Below are 16374 nucleotides of genomic sequence, written 5' to 3' on the forward strand. Positions count from 1 at the left end.
CGCGATCCTACTGGAGGCGGCTCACCGCCGCATCGACGCGCTCGTCGGTGGCGGTGATGGCGATGCGGACGTGTTCACGCCCGGCCTCGCCGTAGAACTCGCCCGGCGCGACGAGGATGCCCAGCTCGGCCAGCGCGCGCACCTGGTCCCAGCAGCCGGTGCCGTTGGTGGCCCACAGGTAGAGCCCGGCGGTCGAGTGCTCGATCCGCCAGCCTGCCCGCTCCAGCGCGGGCCGCAGCACCGCCCTGCGCCGGGCGTACCGCTCCCGCTGCTCGTCGGCGTGCGCGTCGTCGTCGAGCACGGCCGCCGTCGCGGCCTGGACCGGGGCGGGCATCATCATGCCGGCGTGCTTGCGCACCTCCAGCAGCCGCCGTACGAGCCGGGGGTCGCCGGCGACGAAGCCCGCGCGGTATCCGGCGAAGTTCGACCGCTTCGACAGGGAGTGGACCGCGAGCAGGTTCTCGTGAGAGCCCTCGCACACGTCCGGGTGGAGGACGGAGACCGGGTGCGCCTCCCAGCCCAGCTCGATGTAGCACTCGTCGGACGCGACGATCGCGCCGCGCTCGCGCGCCCACGCGACGACCTTGCGCAGGTGCTCGGCGGGCAGGACGCGCCCGGTGGGGTTGGACGGCGAGTTCACCCAGACGAGGGGCACCCGCTCGGGGCCCAGCGAGAGGAGCCCGTCGGTCGCGTACGGCTCGGCCCCGGCCAGCCGCGCGCCCACGTCGTACGTGGGATAGGCGAGCTCGGGGAAGACCACGCGCTCGCCGGGCCGCACGCCGAGCAGCGTCGGCAGCCAGGCCACCAGTTCCTTGGAGCCGATGGTCGGCAGCACGTCGGCGGGATCGATCGTGACGCCGTGCCGCCGCCGCAGCCAGCCCGCGGCCGCCTCACGCAGCCGCGGCGTGCCGTACGTCAGGGGATAGCCGGGGCTGTCGGCGGCGGCGGCGAGCGCCTCACGGGCGACCGGGGGAACCGGGTCGACGGGCGTGCCGACCGACAGGTCGACGATCCCGCCGGGATGCGCCCGCGCCAGGTCCTGATAGGGCACGAGCCGATCCCATGGGAAGTCCGGCAAGGCAAGCAAAGAGAATCCCCCAGTCGTCACGGTCCGTGCCGGTCAGGCGCCGGTCGGGCGCCGTGCCGGTCGGTGGTCGCTCAGTGGTCCTCGCCCTGCGGCGGGAGCGCCGCGACGAGCGGGTGGTCCTTGTTGATCTTGCCGACCTTCGAGGCGCCGCCGGGCGAGCCCAGCTCCTCGAAGAAATCGACGTTGGCCTTGTAGAAGTCCTTCCACTGCTCGGGAAGGTCGTCCTCGTAGAAGATCGCCTCTACGGGGCACACCGGCTCGCACGCACCGCAGTCCACGCACTCGTCGGGGTGGATGTAGAGCATGCGTTCGCCCTCGTAGATGCAATCGACGGGGCACTCCTCGATGCACGCCTTGTCCAGGACGTCCACGCAAGGCTGCGCGATGACGTACGTCACCTCGGGCTCCTTCTGGGTTGCACGGCTCGACCGCGGGTTGCTAGCCCTAGTATTGCGGTGCCTGCCGACTAGCCGGAACAGGAGGGGGGCAAACGTCGTGGCCCCTCGGCTCGGAGCCCGTCTCGTGGTCGCCATCAGCCCCGCCGACGTGGGCAAAAGGGTGACGACACGGCGCAGGGTGCCCGGTGGGCACCGGGACGCCGTCGGCGTGTTGGAATCCTGGCGCGACGGGGTGCTCACCATACGCAAACGGGACGGAAGCCTCGTGGAGATCGCCGAGGACACCCTGGCCGCGGCCAAGGTCGTGCCGCCGCCCGCCCGGTAATCCCCTGGCCTGATCCGGGGGCCGACTCGGTAATGCCCCAGCGTGCCGTGGCGAACGGCCGCCGCCGCGTGGGGAGCATACGCGACGTGACGATACGTGCCTGCGCCGTGACGATCTCCTCGGCCGCCCTCCTCCTGTTCGCGGTCTCCGCGTGCTCGAAGCCGACGTCGTCCTCCTCGGACAAGCCGCTGCCTCCCCTGAACCCCCGCGCCGACAGCCTCGAGTCCGGGTTCGGCACCATGGACAGGCTCGTCGACGCGGCCAAGAAGGAGGGCGCGCTCACGGTCGTGGGCCTGCCGGGCGGCTGGGTCGGCTACAAGGAGATCATCGCCCGCTTCTCCGACAAGTACGGCATCAAGGTGACCTCGATCGTGCCGGAGGCGAGCAGCAAGCAGGAGATCGACACCGCGGCCCGGCTGAAGGGCACCACGCAGGCGCCGGACGTCTTCGACCTCAGCCTGGAGGTCGCGGTCGCCAACGCCAAGCTCTTCGCCCCCTACCGCGTGACCGGCTGGGCGGACATCCCCGACGAGGCCAAGGAGCAGCGGGGCCGCTGGTTCGCCGCCTACGGCGGATACATGTCGATCGGCTACGACTCGAAGAAGGTCCCCGCCCCCGCGTCGTACGGCGCGCTGGTCAGGCCGGGGACGATCGTGGCGCTGCCGGGCGACCCGCGCACGATGGCCTCGGCGTTCAGCGCCGTGATGGCCGCCTCGCTCGGCCACGGGCTGCCGGACGCCGCACGGGGCGTGGACCTGTTCGCGCGGCTGAAGAAGGGCGGCCTGCTCGGCCGGCCCGACCAGGCGTCGGCGGTGGTCGACTGGGACTTCATGAACGCGGCGCGGACCGCCTCCGGCCGCGGCGAGTCGGCCTGGCGGGTGACGATCCCGAAGAACGAGGTGCTCGCCTCCTACTACATGCAGGCGATCAGCGCCGACGCGCCGCACCCCGCCGCCGCCCGGCTGTGGGAGGAGTTCCTGCTGTCCGACGAGGGCCAGAACCTGTTCCTCAAGGCGTACGCGCGGCCCGCCCGAATGGAGGCCATGGAGATGCGCGACGCGCTGGACGGAGACGCCGCCGCCAGGCTGCCGAAGGCGTCCGGCGAGCCGGTGATCCTGAGCATCCCCGAGCAGGACAAGGCCAAGTCGTACGTGGCCGAGCACTGGGCCAAGATGGTCGGCTGAGCCCGCCGATCGCCTCCCGATCTCGCAGACGCGACGGAAGCCGTAAAGTGTGTCGTTATCTCAGCAGTCTCACAAGTCGGCATGAGATTGCGGCAATCCCGACACAGGGCACCACGTGTCAGAATGCGAGCCGATCTTGAGGTACGAAACCCCCAGTCTCAGCCGGTGGAACGCTCGCGCCTACGACAGCTCCTTCGGCTACGTCTCGGCTCAGGGCGCGCCACTGGTGGAACTGCTCGACCCGCGCCCCGGTGAGCGCGTGCTGGACCTCGGGTGCGGCACCGGCGTGCTCACCGCCGACATCGCCAGGCGCGGCGCCCACGTGCTGGGCATCGACGGCTCCCACTCGATGATCGAGCAGGCCATCGCGCACCATCCCGGACTCGACTTCACGGTGGGCGAGGGATACGACTTCACCGTCGCCCAGCCGTACGACGCGGTCTTCTCGAACGCCGCGCTCCACTGGATGAGCCGCGACCCCGATGCGGTGATCGGCTGCGTGCGGGAGGCGCTGCGGCCGGGCGGCCGGTTCGTCGCCGAGATGGGCGGCGCGGGCAACTGCGCGACCCTCACCTCCGCCGTGCTCACCGCCTGGCGGGAGTACGGCCTGCCCGAGCCCGAGCTGCCGTGGTATTTCCCCAGCCCCGCCGAGTATGCCCTCCGGCTGGAGAAGGGCGGGTTCACCGTCCGGCTGCTGGAGTATTTCGACCGCCCCACCCCGCTCGACGAGTGCCCGAACGGCGCGGCCGACTGGGTCAGGATGTTCGCCGGCTCGCTGCTCGACCGGGTCCCCCCGGCGGCCGTGGAGCCGCTGCTGCACCGGGTCAACGAGCTGGCCGCCCCCGCGCTCCGCCGGGAGACCGGCTGGATGGCCGACTACGTCCGCCTCCGTTTCGCCGCAGAACGCCACTGACCTCTCCTCCGCGACGGAGCGGTTTGCCAGACTATGGACTGGTCTTCGTGAGTGATGGGGAACGGATGAACTTCTGCCTGAGTGACCTTGTGCCACCGCTGCGCTGGAGTGACGCTGCCCGCATCACGGCCCTTGCCGACCGGCCCGGCCTGCCGGACGCCTGGTGGCGCACGCTTCCCCTGCACCGGGTGCTCGCCGTCCTGGACGCCGAGGCGCTGGGCGACCTGCTCACCGGGCTCGCGCTCGACCACTGGCCGGCGGCGGCCGTCGGCGACGTGCTGCCCGCGCTGCACGTGCTCGACCCCGACGAGGCCGACGACCCCCAGGTCGCGATCGCGCTCGACCGGGCAGGGTCGTGGCACGGCCTGCTCGCGCTGTCCGGCAGGGAGCTGGCCGACCAGCCGTTCGTCAAGGCCCGCCCCGTGCTGACCGCGCTGTTCACCGCCGTGTTCTTACGGATGTCCCCGGAAGAGGCGCCGGTCCCCGAGCCGGTCCCCGAGCCGGTCTTCGAGCCGGCCGCCGCGCCTGTCCCCGAGTCTGTTCCGGAACTGGTGGAGGTTCCACCGGAAGAGCCGGTCTCGGAGATCCCCGAACTGATCGACGCGGCGTTCGGCGACCTGGACGACCAGACCTGGATGGTGGCGCAGAACCGGGTCTTCGCCGACGAGCCGTCCGACCCCGACCAACTGGCCAGGCTGCTCGCCGTCCATCCCACCGTCATCCACGACCTCGAAGCGGCCCTGCGCGACCGGCTGTCCCGCTGGCTCGCGCTGCCGGAGGCGAAGCCGTACAACGAGCATCTGACCCGGCTCACCGAGACCTTCGGCACCGCGGTCCCGAAGGACCGCTTCGTCGCGGCGGCCGAGTGGCACGAACGCGAACTGCGCTCGCTGGAGGTGCCCGCCTGGCGGTTCGTGCTCGCCACGCTCCCCGGATATCGCCTCTCCGGCGACTGGCTCGTGGACGGCGACATCGAGGACCTGCGGGAGCGGACGCGCAGCCTGATCGCCTCGGCCGAGCGCCCCCCGACCGTCCCCCGGGCGCTGGAGATGATCGGCTCTCTCGGCATCCGTCCCGACGTCGCCAGGCAGTGGCTGGAGAGCGTGCCGCAACTGCGCGCCCAGAAGGCGTCCCAGATCGACCCCGACCGGCAGCCGGGCGGGCAGCACGGTGGTCAACAGGGTGGTCAGCAGGGCGGTCAGCAGGGCGGGCTGAAGGACGTCGCGCTGACCCGGCGGTGCTTCCGGCAGCCGGACGGCAGGTGGTGGCTCAGGGTCGACGTCACCGCCGACCACCTCCAGGGCGCCGAGGTGCCGCTGCCGAGCGGGTTCGCGGCGTACGTCGGTCTCGCGCCGGGCGAGGACCGCATGGTGCGCAGCGCGGCCGGGGAGGTCGGCCTCTCCTGGCACGCCCGGCCGGTCCTGGGCTCCCTCCGGCGGATTCTCGGCGAGGTCGCGGCCGAGGAGGGCAGCCACATCTTCCTGACCCTGTCCGAGGAGGGCATGCTGCGCGTACGGCACCTGCCGGCGGCCGAGGGCGGCGACGAGACGAGCCGCGCGCTGCGCCTGGTGGGCTACACCGCGCCGAGCGGCACGCCCGACCAGGCGGCGCGGGTGATCGCCACCCGCGTCGGCCTCTCCGCGCCCGTCGGGCGGCCCGAGCTCCTCGCGCGGCTGCGCGAACGCGGGGACCGCGACCTGCTGTCCCTGCTGGGATAGCCGATGCCCCGGCTCGCCATCTCCCCGGAGTTCCTGCGCGGGCTCGGCGCGCTCACCCGGCCGGTCCGCCAGGACGTCGCCGTCGCGATGCGCCGGTTCCTGCTGAACGCGTCCGCCGCGCCGCACCCCGAGAAGGTGCGCAACAGCCGTGATCCCCGCGTCGCCACGCTGCGGCTCGCCGACCGCCACCGGGGGGTGGTGGTGCGGCAGGACGACGTCTACTGGCTGCTCACCGTGCTGCCGGACGCCGAGGCGTGGTCGTACGCGCAGCGCTACAGGTTCGGGGTCAACACGGCCATCGGGATCGTGGAGACCTGGGACGCCGAGGCCCTGGAGCGGATCGAGCCGGCCCTGCGCCGCGCGTCGGCGAGCGGCGGCCGGCCGCTGTTCGAGAACTGGTGCGACGCCGACCTGCTCAACATCGGCGTCGACGCCCACCTGCTGCCGCTGCTGCGGCTGATGACGTCGGAGTCGCATCTCGCGGCCGTGGAGCCCCTGCTTCCGTACAGCCAGTACGCGCCGCTCGCGGCGCTCGCCCGCGGCGACTCGCTCGCGGCGGCCTGGCGCGAGCTGGACGCCTGCCGTTCCCGCGCCGCCGACGAGATCGACCCCGAGGATCTCCTCGCGGCGCTGCGGCGCAGCCCCGACCGGGCCGTGTTCGTCGCCGACGCGGCCGAGCTCGAACGCGTCCTCACGCTGCCCGGCTGGTGCACGTTCCTTTATCCGCCGCAGCACACGTACGCCAACTGGCCGGCGTACGAGCAGCCGGTGCTGATCACCGGAGGCGCGGGCACCGGGAAGACGGTCATCGCGCTGCACCGGGCGGCCCTGCTCGCCCGGGCGGCCACCGGCCCGGTGCTGCTGGTGACGTTCTCCCAGAGCCTCGCGACCGAGCTGTCCGCGCGGCTCGACATGATCATCGACGACGAGGTGGTCCGCAAGCGCGTCGAGGTGGGCAACGTCGACAGGCTCGCGCACCGCATCGTCGCCGAGGCGGAGGGCCGCGCCCCCGCCCTCGTCTCCTCCGACGATCTGTCCGAGCTGTGGCAGGAGGCGGCCGCCGGACGCTTCGGCAGCGCGTTCCTGCTGCGCGAGTGGGAGCAGGTGATCCTCGCGCAGGACCTGCGGACGCTGGAGGAGTATCAGGCCGCGCGCAGGCCGGGCCGTGGCGTGCGGCTCGACCCCGAGGCCAGGACGCTGGTGTGGGAGGCCGTCCAGCACGTCGTACGGCGCCTGCGCGAGTCCGGGCGGCGGACCCTTCTCCAGCTCGCCTCGGAGGCGGCGGGCCTGCTCGGGCGGGCCGTGGGCGACCTGCTCGGCGACGAGGCGCCGGGGCGGGAGCCGTACCGGCACATCGTGGTGGACGAGGCGCAGGACCTGCACCCGGCCCAGTGGCGGCTGCTGCGGGCGGCGGTCCCCGTCGCCCCGAACGACCTGTTCATCGTGGGAGATCCGCACCAGCGCATGTTCGACACGCGGGTGGCGCTGACGGACCTCGGCATCCCCGCCCGCCACTTCCGTCTGAAGATCTCCCACCGGCTGCCGGCCGAGATCCTGTCGTGGGGAGTGCGCCTGCGCGGCGGTGGCCCCGCCGACGGGCTCGTCGCGGGCAATGCCGCGATGTACGGCTATCGCGCGCTGGACAACGGCCTGCGCCCGATGGTGCGCGGATACGTGGACGCGGAGGCGGAGATCGCCGGGCTCGTCTCCACCGTGGCCGAATGGCTGGAAGAGGGTGTGCCGACCGCCCAGATAGCGGTGGCCGCGCGTACCTCGGACCTCGTGCGTACCGCGCGCACCGCACTACGCGAAGCGGGCATCACGGTCAAGGTCACCTCTCTCCATGGAATGAAAGGGCTGGAATTCCGTCGGGTGGCCGTGATAGGCGTGGCTGACGGAATCGTGCCGGCGCCGGACGCGCTGACCCCGGCCGACGAGGACCCGACGGCCCGGGCGCACGATCTGCAACGCGAACGGGGGCTGCTCTACGTGGCATGTACGCGGGCGGGGGAAGTCCTCTACGTGTCCTATTCGGGGCGCGCCAGTCCATTCATCCCGGCCTGACGTCCGATCCCCTAGTCTGAACTGCGGATATATTCCCCTTGCCGGTTGGACCTGCATGAACCTCAGCCTTAGCGACATCGTGCCTCCGCTGCGCTGGACCGCGCCCAGCCAGGTAGAGCCGATCGCGAGCGACCCCGGTCTTCCCGACGCGTGGTGGCAGGCGCTCCCTCTCGACCGGGCCTGCGCGGCGGTGGGAACCGGCCAGGTCGCCTCCCGGCTCGCCGACCTCACCACCGCGTGCTGGGCGCACCTGGTTCTCGGCGACATCCTCCCGCTGCTCAGGTTCACGCACCCCGAGGAGAGCCTGCAGACGCCCGGCCCCCGGGAGAACGTCCACGAGCTGTACGTCGACGTGATCGACAAGCTGCTCGCCACGGAGCCCGCGAGCGAACCGGCCGGGGCGGCCGTTCCGCCGGCCCTCCCCGAGCGGCCGATGCCCGAGATCATCGACGGGATCTTCGCCCGGCTGGACGACCGCCAGCGGGCCATCGCCCGCGACCGGCTCTACTTCGACGCCTCGCAGCACCCGGGCCAGGCCCAGCGGGCCACGCTGGACGAGCTGGCCCAGCGCTTCTCGGTCACCCGCGAGCGCATCCGGCAGATCGAGCGCGACCTGCGCGACCACGTGATGGAGTGGCTGAACGGCCCGTCCGCCGCGCCGCTGAACGCCCACCTCGCCTGGCTGCGGACCCGGCTGGGCTCGGCCGTACCCGCCGACGACCTCGCCGCCGCCGTGCCGTGGCACCGCACCGAGCTGATCACGCTCGCCATCCCCGCCTGGCGGTTCGTCCGTACGCTCCTGACCGGCTATGAGCAGGTGGACGGCTGGATGATCGCGGGCGGCGCCGACGAGCTCAGGGAGAAGACCCGGCAGCTGTTCGCCGACGGCCCCCGGCCGCTGGAGGAGGCGGTCACCCTCGTCGCCCAGCTCGGCATCCGGGAGGACGTCGCCGAGCGCTGGCTGGCGTCGGTGCCGCAGCTTCGGGTCATGGACGGCCACGTCGTCCTCTGGCCGCGCAGCATGGGCGACAAGGCGGAGGCCGTGCTGGCCGTCGCCCACGCCCCGCTCACCCCCGAGGACATCCAGTCGCGCATCGGCGAGGACTACAGCCTCGTCGGCATCCGCAACCAGCTCGCCTCCGACGAGCGGTTCATCCGGCTCGACCGCAGCAAGTACGGCCTGCGGCGCTGGGGCGGCGACGAATACCTCGGCATCCGGGAGATGATCATCCGGGAGATCGAGCGCGCGGGCGGCGAGGCGTCCGTGAGCACGGTCGTGGACAACCTGACCTCCCGCTACGACGTCAGCGAGAGCTCCATCAGGGCGTACGCCGGAGGGCCCGGGTTCGAGCGGACCCAGCGCGGCTACATCAGGGTGGCCGTCCCCGAGCAGGCCGAGGCCTACCAGCCGCGCCGGGACGTGTCGATGACCCGCCGCTGCTTCCGCAGCAGGGACGGCCGCTGGTGGCACCGCGTCGACGTGAACGCCGAGCACCTGCGCGGCTCGGGCTCCCCGCTGCCGACCGGCTTCGCCGCCCACCTCGGCATGGCGCCCGGGGGGCAGCTCACCGCCTCCACCGCGTCCGGCGAGGTGGTGATCAGCTGGCACAACCAGCCGACCATCGGCTCGATCAGGAACGTTCTCGCCGAATACAACGCCTCCGAGGGCGACCACGTCTTCCTCACCGTCTCCGACGGCGGCGAGCTGCTGACGCGCTTCCTGCCCGCGGCGGTGGCCGGGCTGCCCGCCATCAACCATGCGCTGCACCTGATCGGCTACACCGCCCCGGTGGCGTCGGAAGCCGAGGGCCTGCGGCTCATCGGCGCCCGCATCGGCCTGCCCGAGGGGGCAGGTCGCGAGGAGGTCCTCGACCGCCTGCGCGACCGCGGCGACCGCGACATCCTGACCTTCCTCACCTGATTCCGGCTCCCGTCGGGGTCCGAGACCGGAGCGGGTGCTCAGGGCCGGACCGGTTCAGGGGCGGTTCAGCGGTTCAAGGGCCGGGCCGGTTCAAGGGCCGGGGCGGTTCAAGGGCAGGCGGCCGGTTCAGGGGCCGGGCGGGGATGTCGGTGGCAGCACGTAGGCTCGGAGCATGTTGCGGCTCCACGACACCCTGACCCGGCAGGTCGTGCCCGTCGCCCCGGCCGGTTCGCGAATCCTGCGGATGTACACCTGCACCGCACACGAGCCCTCCGGCCTCGCCGACCTGCGCCCCGCCCTGCTCGCCGACCTCGTCCGCCGCGTCGCCGAACGCGCCGGGTTGCGGGTGCTCGCCTGCCGCAGCGTCTCCGACCTCGCCCGCAGGAACGGCGGTCGCGGTGTCAACGGCGACCGTGACAGCGAGAGCGCGTCCTTCGACGCCGACGCGCTCGCGCTCAACATGCGCGCTCCCGAGCACTCCCCCAGGACCAGCGAGACCATGGGCCTGGTGATCGAGCTCATCGGGCGGCTCATCGAGCGCGGCCACGCGTACGCCACCCCGGAGGGGGCCGTGTTCTTCGACGCGGCGTCCTTCCCCACGTACGGCGAGATCTCCGGAAAGCCGGGCTCGGCGTCCGACTGGCCTCTCTGGGAGCCGGCGCAGGAACCGCCGCAGGGTTCGGCCGGCGACGACGCCGGACCGGTCTGGAACGGGCCCTGGGGCCGTGGGCTCCCCGGCCACGACCTGGAGTGCTCGGCCACGCCCCTGCGGTTCCTCGGCCCTCGCTTCGACCTGTACGTGGGCCGCGCCGACCTGTGCTTCCCCCACCACGAGAGGGCACGGGCCCAGTCGAACGCCGCCACAGGCCAGGAGGCCGCCGTCCACTGGGCGCACTCCGGACACCTGCTGTTCGAGGGCCGCCCAGCCGGCACCGGCGACGTCGTGCCGCTCTCCGGGGTCATCGCCGCAGGTCTCGATCCCCTCGCCGTACGGCTGGCCCTGCTGGAGCACCACTATCGGCGGCCGGTCGACCTCACCTGGGACGCCCTGCGCGCCGCCGACGAGGAGCTGCGGCGGCTTCGGCGTCGGGTGGCCGAATGGGCGGAGTCACCGAGCCGCCCGATCAACGGCGCCCACGCCGAGCGCGTCCAGCAGGCATTGGACGACGACCTCGACACTCCTGCGGCGCTACGCCTCCTGCGCGAACTGGAGGCCGACGAGTCGATCGAGCCCGGGTCCAAGTTCGAGACCTTCCTCCATTTCGACCACGTGCTCGCCCTCGACCTGCCCGCCGACATCGGCCGCATCTGACGAGCGTTCTCCTGTGCGAACGGGCCCTGTTCCGCGGTCGCGCCCTGGCGTTCGCCATGGACGGCGTTTCTCCTCGTGAACGGGCCCCCTTCCACCAGCACCACCCCAACACCCGCCAGGACCAGCGCCTCCCCACACGAACAGCCCCCCTTCCACCGGCACCGCCCTGACGTTCGCCATGGACGGCGTTTCTCCTCGTGAACGGGCCCCCTTCCAGCACCACCCCAACGCCCGCCATGACCAGCGCCTCCCCACGTGAACGGGCCCCGTTCCGGAAAACTGACGGCCGACTGACAGCCAGCGCGCGTCAGGCTGTCGGCGGGTCCTGAAGCCTTGTTCTGGCACAGATTTCGCGCGTTACAGGCCAGTCCACATCCGGCTGGGCCGCATCGGTTGAGCCTCAGGCCGTCGGCTGCTTGCCCGCGAGTTCGCCCGCCACGCCACCGGCCATTGCGCCACCGTGCTCCGCACCAACACACTGCGCTGCCACACCCCGCCGCCCCCGCCGCCACACCTCGGCTCCTGCGCCTCGGTTCCTGCGCCGCGTACGTCGCCGGCACCGACAGGATCCGCGCCGGTGATCCCATTCAGGGCGTGATCGCCGACCATGCCGTCCAGCTCGGCCGCGTCCTGCGCGCCGATGCCGCCTTGTGGAGCAGCCCTGTCGCCGCTTTCCGAGCAGCCCCATCGCCACTTTCCCGGCAGCGCCTTTCGCGCTTTCCGAACGGCCCCCTTCGCTGCCTTCTGGGCAACCCCTCCAGCGACTGGCACGCCCTTCTGGGGTTTACCTGAGGCTCCAACCACTCGCTTCGCACAGTTGTCACTCGCTCACAGAGTGTGAGAGAATCCATACATCAGTTCGAATCAAGTGAGGAGGGTGTGATGGATCTGTTCGACTTCGATCCTGAGCGCCCTCACCACTCGAATGGCCCTGACGACGGCTGGTGGGATCGTCTGATCGCCAATTCGCCGCTGTGGTCGTCCGACGGCTCGTCCGCCCGCGAGCCCTTCCCGATCATCAACTTCGGGCCCCGGCAGCGCGCCGACGCACCCGTTGTCGAGAGCGTGGACGCCCCGGGCGCGGACGCCCCAGGCACGCATACCGACAGGGCAGATAGCGACGGCGCGGATGCCACGCGTGGAGCTGCCGTCGATGCGAATGCCGCCGGCACGAACGGCGCTGGCGCAAATGCCGCGAGTGGAGCTGCCGATCGTGCGGCTGCTGCTGGCGTGGACGGCGCTGGAGCGGATGCCGCTGGCACGAATGCCGCGCGTTGCGCCGCCGACAGCGCGGGATCTGACGCGGGTGCCGCCCGTGAGGCTGCCGATGGCGCGGCTGCCGCCGGTGCGAATGGCTCTGGCGCGAATGGCGCGCAGGGGGCTGCCGACGGCGCGGACGCTGCTGGCACAAACGGCACTGGCGCGAATGACCCTGGCGCGGCCGGCCCGAGTGCTGGTGCGGGTGCGGGTGGGGGTGCTTCCGATGGTGTGGGTGGGCGTGATCGTGGTCGGGGTCGTGGTCGGGGTGGTGTGCGGTCGTCGTGGGTGGTGGTGGGGTCGGTTCGTGAGGTGGCCCAAGAGCTGGCGCTGACGCCGCTTCCCGACGACGTGGACATGTGCCTGGCCGAGGCGGAGGAGTTGCTGTTCGCCCGCGACCGGATCACCAGCGCCCTGGCCGACCGCGTCGGCCGGGTCCACCGAGCAGGTCAGGCCAGGCAGCACGGGCATGCCTCCACCCGCTGCTGGTTGCGCACCAGTGGGGGGATGACCGTGGGCGGTGCGGGCCGCCTGCTCACCCTCGGCGCGGAACTGCCCCGCCTCCCCGTCGTGCGGGAGAAGTTCGCCACGGGTGAGCTGGCGGCGGGGGTGGTGGAGGCCATCTGCGCCGCCGTGGCCGGACTGACCGACGAGCAGGCCACCCTGGCGGAGCCGATCCTGGTGGACCTGGCCGGCAAGGCCGGGGCGGCGGAGGTCGCCAAGGCCGGCCGCCACCTGCGGGCGGTGCTGGACCCCGATGGGGAAGAGCGGGATGAGCGGGCCGATTACGGGCGGCGGTTCCTGCGGGTCCGCCCGGGCAAGGGCGGCGGCGTGGAAGGGGAGTTCTACCTGCCGCGTGAGGCCGGCGCCCGGTTGATGGCCTTGTTGCAGGCGTACGCCAAGCTGAGGGCACAGGGTGATGACCGCCCGCTGACGGTACGCCAGGCGGACGCGCTGATCGCCCTGCTGGAGCAGAAGATCGCCGCCGAGCTCCTCGTCGTGGTCAGCGCCGAATCCCTCCCCACCGACCCCGAAACCACCGACCCCACCGACGACAACCCACACCCCGCCGACGACACCAGCGACCCGGCCACCCAAGACCCCGCTGCCCCGGCCACCCAAGACACCGACCCGGCCACCCAAGACACCGCCGACGACGACGTCAGCGACCACTTCGTGGACCTCGGCGACAGCGCCCCCAGCGACTACGTCCCCGACCCTGCCGGATGCACTGACGAGCCAAGCCAGGCCGACCCGGCCACCGAAGACCCTGCTGACCCTGCCGCCGACGACGACGTCAGCGACCACTTCGCGGACCTCGGCGACAGCGCCCCCAGCGACTACGCCCTCGACATCGCCGGGACCACTGACGAGCCGGGCCAGGCCGACGACACCACCGACCACGCCGAAGACACGCGGGATGCCGGGGGCTTCGAGGAAGGCCGGGACGACACGGGCGACCCTGCACCCGGCCAGGCCGACGACTTCGACAATGCCGAGGCTGAGGCAGATGCCGGTGCGGAGAGCGCCGACGACACCAACGCCTACGCCCCCGACGCCACCGGAAGCGCCGACGACCTGAGCCGGGCCGATGACACCGTTTCCGGCGCGTTGGGCGACCCCGGCGCTGCGGGCGGCGCTGACGACCCCGACATCCCGGAGGAGTTCGACACCGGCGAGGCTGAGGCGGATGCCGGTGCGGGGAGTGATGCAGGTGAGTGCGAGCTGCGCGACACCGCAAGCACCGCCTCTGCTGAGGGCGACCACACCGTGAACGCCGCCGCCGCCGAGGGCGGCGAGACCGTGCCCGCCAAGGTCGGAGACGGCGACCGCGTTGCGGCCAAGTCTGGAACACCGCACACCGCGCGGCGCGCGTCAGCATGCCCTGCCGACGGTGACGGGCATGCGCACACAGCCCCTTCGGACACAGCCCCTTCGGGCGCGACGGCTTCGGGTGCGACGGTTTCGGGCGCGACGGCTTCGGACGCGCCGCTATCACAGGCAGCGTGCTCGGAGGCTGCTCCATCGCACACAACGCCTTCGGAGGCAGCGCCTTCGGAGGCGGTGTGGACGGATCCTCCTCCCGAGGATGTCTCCGCACGTCACACCCACGCCGGGCCTGGGCCTGCGGGGGACTGCCGGCGTGGCCAGAGCACGTGCCGGTGCGACGGCCAGGGCGCGTGGCGGTGCAGTGGCGAGGTGCGCTGCTCGCGTGCGACGCAGGCGTCGGGGACATCGGGACCGTCGGGAGCGACGCCCGGCGGGCCCGGACCGGAGCGGGAGACACCACCCGGATGGGCACCGGGAGCCGGGCGTGGGACGCCGGGGACGGCGCAAGCAGCATCGCAAGGAGCGGCACAGGGGGCATCGCGGGGTGCATCACCGGGAGCAGCTCCCGGGGCGTCACCCGGAGCAGCGCCAGGTGCGTCGGCGGGCACGACGCCCGGGGCGTCGGCGGGCACGATGCCCGGGGCGTCGCTGGGTGCGGCGTTGGGAGCGTCGGCAGGCACGCTGCCCGGGTCGCTGCTGGGGACGGCACTGGGTGCCTCGCTGGGAGGGCCGCTGGGGATGGTGCCGCCGGGGTTGTTGCTGGCGACGGGGCAGGTGCTGCCCGTCTCCAGCGTGCACCGGCTCGCCCGCACCTCGACTCTGGTGCGGATCGTCATGAACGCCGACGGGCAGGTGCTCGACATGGGGCGCAAGGTCCGTCTGGCGACTCCTGCCCAGCGGCGGGCCATCTTCGCCCGGTATGCCACGTGCTGGGTCGACGGCTGCCCCCTGCCCGCGACCATGTGCCAGATCGACCACGCCGACAACTGGAGCACCGGCGGCCTCACGGACCTGAAACTCCTCGGTCCGGCCTGCCAGTTCCACAACCGCGACCGCTACCAGCACCCCGACCGCTACACCCGCCGCCAAGTAGGCGAAGACCGCTGGGCCTTCACCTACCACCGCCTCGGAAGAACCCCACGACTACACGAGTAAGGCCGAAGGCACGGGGGTGAGCGATGCGCAGGGCAGGCCCGGGCTGACGCGCGGACAGGCCCGCACGGCTGCCGGAGTGAGGCGGGAGACAGGAGGGTGGGCGACGCACAGGCCGGCCCGGGCGACGCACGGACAGGCACCGGAGGCTGCGGGCGTGAGGCGAGAGGCACAGCGGACGACGCACAGTGCAGGGCCGCGCGGCTGCGGGAAGGAGACGGCAGGCACAGAGGAACCGGGCGCGGCAGGCAGGCCCAGGCAACGCGCGGGCAGGCCAGGGCGCCGCCCAGGCAGGTCCGGGCGGACGCGCGGGCAGGCCCGGGAGGCTGAGGGCGTGAGGGCGGAGGCGCGGAGGCACAGTGGGCAACGCACAGGCAAGCCCAGGCAACGCGCGGACAGGCCGGGCGGCTGCGTGCGTGACCACCCGAGCCGAGGACCGAGGACCGAGGACCGAGGACCGACATGAGGATCGACGGGAGGCACGAGGCGAGGGCCGCCGGTGCGCTGTGCTCACGTCATAGTCCTCCGCGCACTGGGCTCTGCGGTTCTCACAGGGGCTTCACGGTGCTCGCAAGGTTTCACAGTGCGACCCGGCGGCACAGTGCGGCACAGCCCGGCGGTGCGGTGCGGCACAGCCCGGCGGCACAGTGCGGCCCGGCGGCACAGTGCGGCCTTGCGGCACAACGCGGCGCGGCGGCATGGGCAGCCGCCGGGGAGTCAGACGTCGAGGCGGTGGTCGCTGACCAGGATGCCGTCCTCGTCGCTGTAGAGCCATGCGCCCGGGGCGAAGGTCACATCACCGAAGCTGACGGGGACGTCGATCTGCCCCTGGCCGGCCTTGGCGCTCTTGCGCGGGTTGGCCCCGAGCGCCTTGATACCGAGATCGAGCCCGGCCAGGGCAACCGTGTCCCGCACCGCACCGTTGATCACCACGCCCGCCCAGCCGTTCGCCACCGCCGAAGTCGCGATCACGTCACCGAGCAGCGCCGTACGCAGCGATCCGCCGCCGTCGACCACCAGCACCCGGCCCTCAGCCGGTGTCGCGAGCACCTGTTTGACGAGCGCGTTGTCCTCCAGGCAGCGGATGGTGGAGATCCGGCCGGAGAACCGCGCGCGTGAGCCGTACGAACGGAACTGGGTGACACAACTGCGCAGCGCGTCACCATGGGCGTCGTAGAGATCGGCGGTCGCGAAGCTCATGGCCGCATTGTTC

Annotated in this window: 12 protein-coding genes; 9 read left to right on the forward strand and 3 right to left on the reverse strand. The window is 72.4% G+C overall.

Going from position 1 to position 16374, the window contains the following annotated elements:
- Positions 1–7: 7 nt before the first annotated feature.
- Positions 8–1087, reverse strand: coding sequence for a succinyldiaminopimelate transaminase (gene dapC, locus OHB01_RS04505; RefSeq protein WP_142651750.1), 1080 nt, complete (start codon positions 1085–1087; stop codon positions 8–10).
- A gap of 71 nt (positions 1088–1158) precedes the next feature.
- Positions 1159–1485, reverse strand: a complete 327-nt coding sequence (fdxA, locus tag OHB01_RS04510) for a ferredoxin (protein ID WP_030507471.1) — start codon at positions 1483–1485, stop codon at positions 1159–1161.
- Between the two features lie 97 nt (positions 1486–1582).
- On the opposite strand from fdxA, the gene OHB01_RS04515 reads away from it, so the two are divergent.
- From OHB01_RS04515 to OHB01_RS04555, 9 genes are all read left to right on the forward strand, one after another.
- Positions 1583–1810 (forward strand): hypothetical protein, encoded by a 228-nt coding sequence (locus tag OHB01_RS04515; protein ID WP_142651749.1) that lies wholly within the window; start codon positions 1583–1585, stop codon positions 1808–1810.
- A gap of 86 nt (positions 1811–1896) precedes the next feature.
- Positions 1897–2994 carry an ABC transporter substrate-binding protein gene (locus tag OHB01_RS04520; protein WP_260617526.1) on the forward strand — a complete coding sequence of 366 codons (1098 nt, stop codon included), beginning with the start codon at positions 1897–1899 and terminating at the stop codon, positions 2992–2994.
- Positions 2995–3130: 136 nt separating this feature from the next.
- On the forward strand, positions 3131–3907 hold the full coding sequence (locus OHB01_RS04525; RefSeq protein ID WP_142651747.1) for a class I SAM-dependent methyltransferase: 777 nt from the start codon (positions 3131–3133) through the stop codon (positions 3905–3907).
- A 47-nt stretch (positions 3908–3954) separates the two neighbouring features.
- Positions 3955–5625: a hypothetical protein gene (locus OHB01_RS04530; protein ID WP_328854967.1), complete on the forward strand. Its 1671-nt coding sequence runs from the start codon at positions 3955–3957 to the stop codon at positions 5623–5625.
- A 3-nt stretch (positions 5626–5628) separates the two neighbouring features.
- On the forward strand, positions 5629–7689 hold the full coding sequence (locus tag OHB01_RS04535) for a UvrD-helicase domain-containing protein (RefSeq protein WP_142651745.1): 2061 nt from the start codon (positions 5629–5631) through the stop codon (positions 7687–7689).
- A 55-nt stretch (positions 7690–7744) separates the two neighbouring features.
- On the forward strand, positions 7745–9610 hold the full coding sequence (locus OHB01_RS04540) for a sigma factor-like helix-turn-helix DNA-binding protein (RefSeq protein ID WP_142651744.1): 1866 nt from the start codon (positions 7745–7747) through the stop codon (positions 9608–9610).
- A gap of 172 nt (positions 9611–9782) precedes the next feature.
- Positions 9783–10922, forward strand: a complete 1140-nt coding sequence (locus tag OHB01_RS04545; RefSeq protein ID WP_142651743.1) for a cysteine--tRNA ligase — start codon at positions 9783–9785, stop codon at positions 10920–10922.
- A gap of 1198 nt (positions 10923–12120) precedes the next feature.
- Positions 12121–12513: a hypothetical protein gene (locus OHB01_RS04550; protein ID WP_328854968.1), complete on the forward strand. Its 393-nt coding sequence runs from the start codon at positions 12121–12123 to the stop codon at positions 12511–12513.
- Entirely contained in the window at positions 12492–15164 is a 2673-nt protein-coding gene (locus OHB01_RS04555; protein ID WP_328854969.1) for a DUF222 domain-containing protein, read from the forward strand. The genes OHB01_RS04550 and OHB01_RS04555 overlap by 22 nt, the downstream gene beginning before the upstream one ends.
- A gap of 714 nt (positions 15165–15878) precedes the next feature.
- Here OHB01_RS04555 and rraA read toward each other — a convergent pair.
- Positions 15879–16361, reverse strand: a complete 483-nt coding sequence (rraA, locus tag OHB01_RS04560) for a ribonuclease E activity regulator RraA (RefSeq protein WP_142652422.1) — start codon at positions 16359–16361, stop codon at positions 15879–15881.
- Between the last annotated feature and the right edge of the window lie 13 nt (positions 16362–16374).

The sequence above is a fragment of the Microbispora hainanensis genome (genome assembly GCF_036186745.1).
Lineage (GTDB): Bacteria > Actinomycetota > Actinomycetes > Streptosporangiales > Streptosporangiaceae > Microbispora.

Bases quoted from the DNA above. Each gene is read 5' to 3' on its own strand.
- OHB01_RS04535 (WP_142651745.1), top strand. From the start codon at position 5,629: ATGCCCCGGCTCGCCATCTCCCCGGAGTTCCTGCGCGGGCTCGGCGCG.
- OHB01_RS04540 (WP_142651744.1), top strand. From the start codon at position 7,745: ATGAACCTCAGCCTTAGCGACATCGTGCCTCCGCTGCGCTGGACCGCG.
- OHB01_RS04545 (WP_142651743.1), top strand. From the start codon at position 9,783: ATGTTGCGGCTCCACGACACCCTGACCCGGCAGGTCGTGCCCGTCGCC.
- rraA (WP_142652422.1), bottom strand. From the start codon at position 16,361: ATGAGCTTCGCGACCGCCGATCTCTACGACGCCCATGGTGACGCGCTG.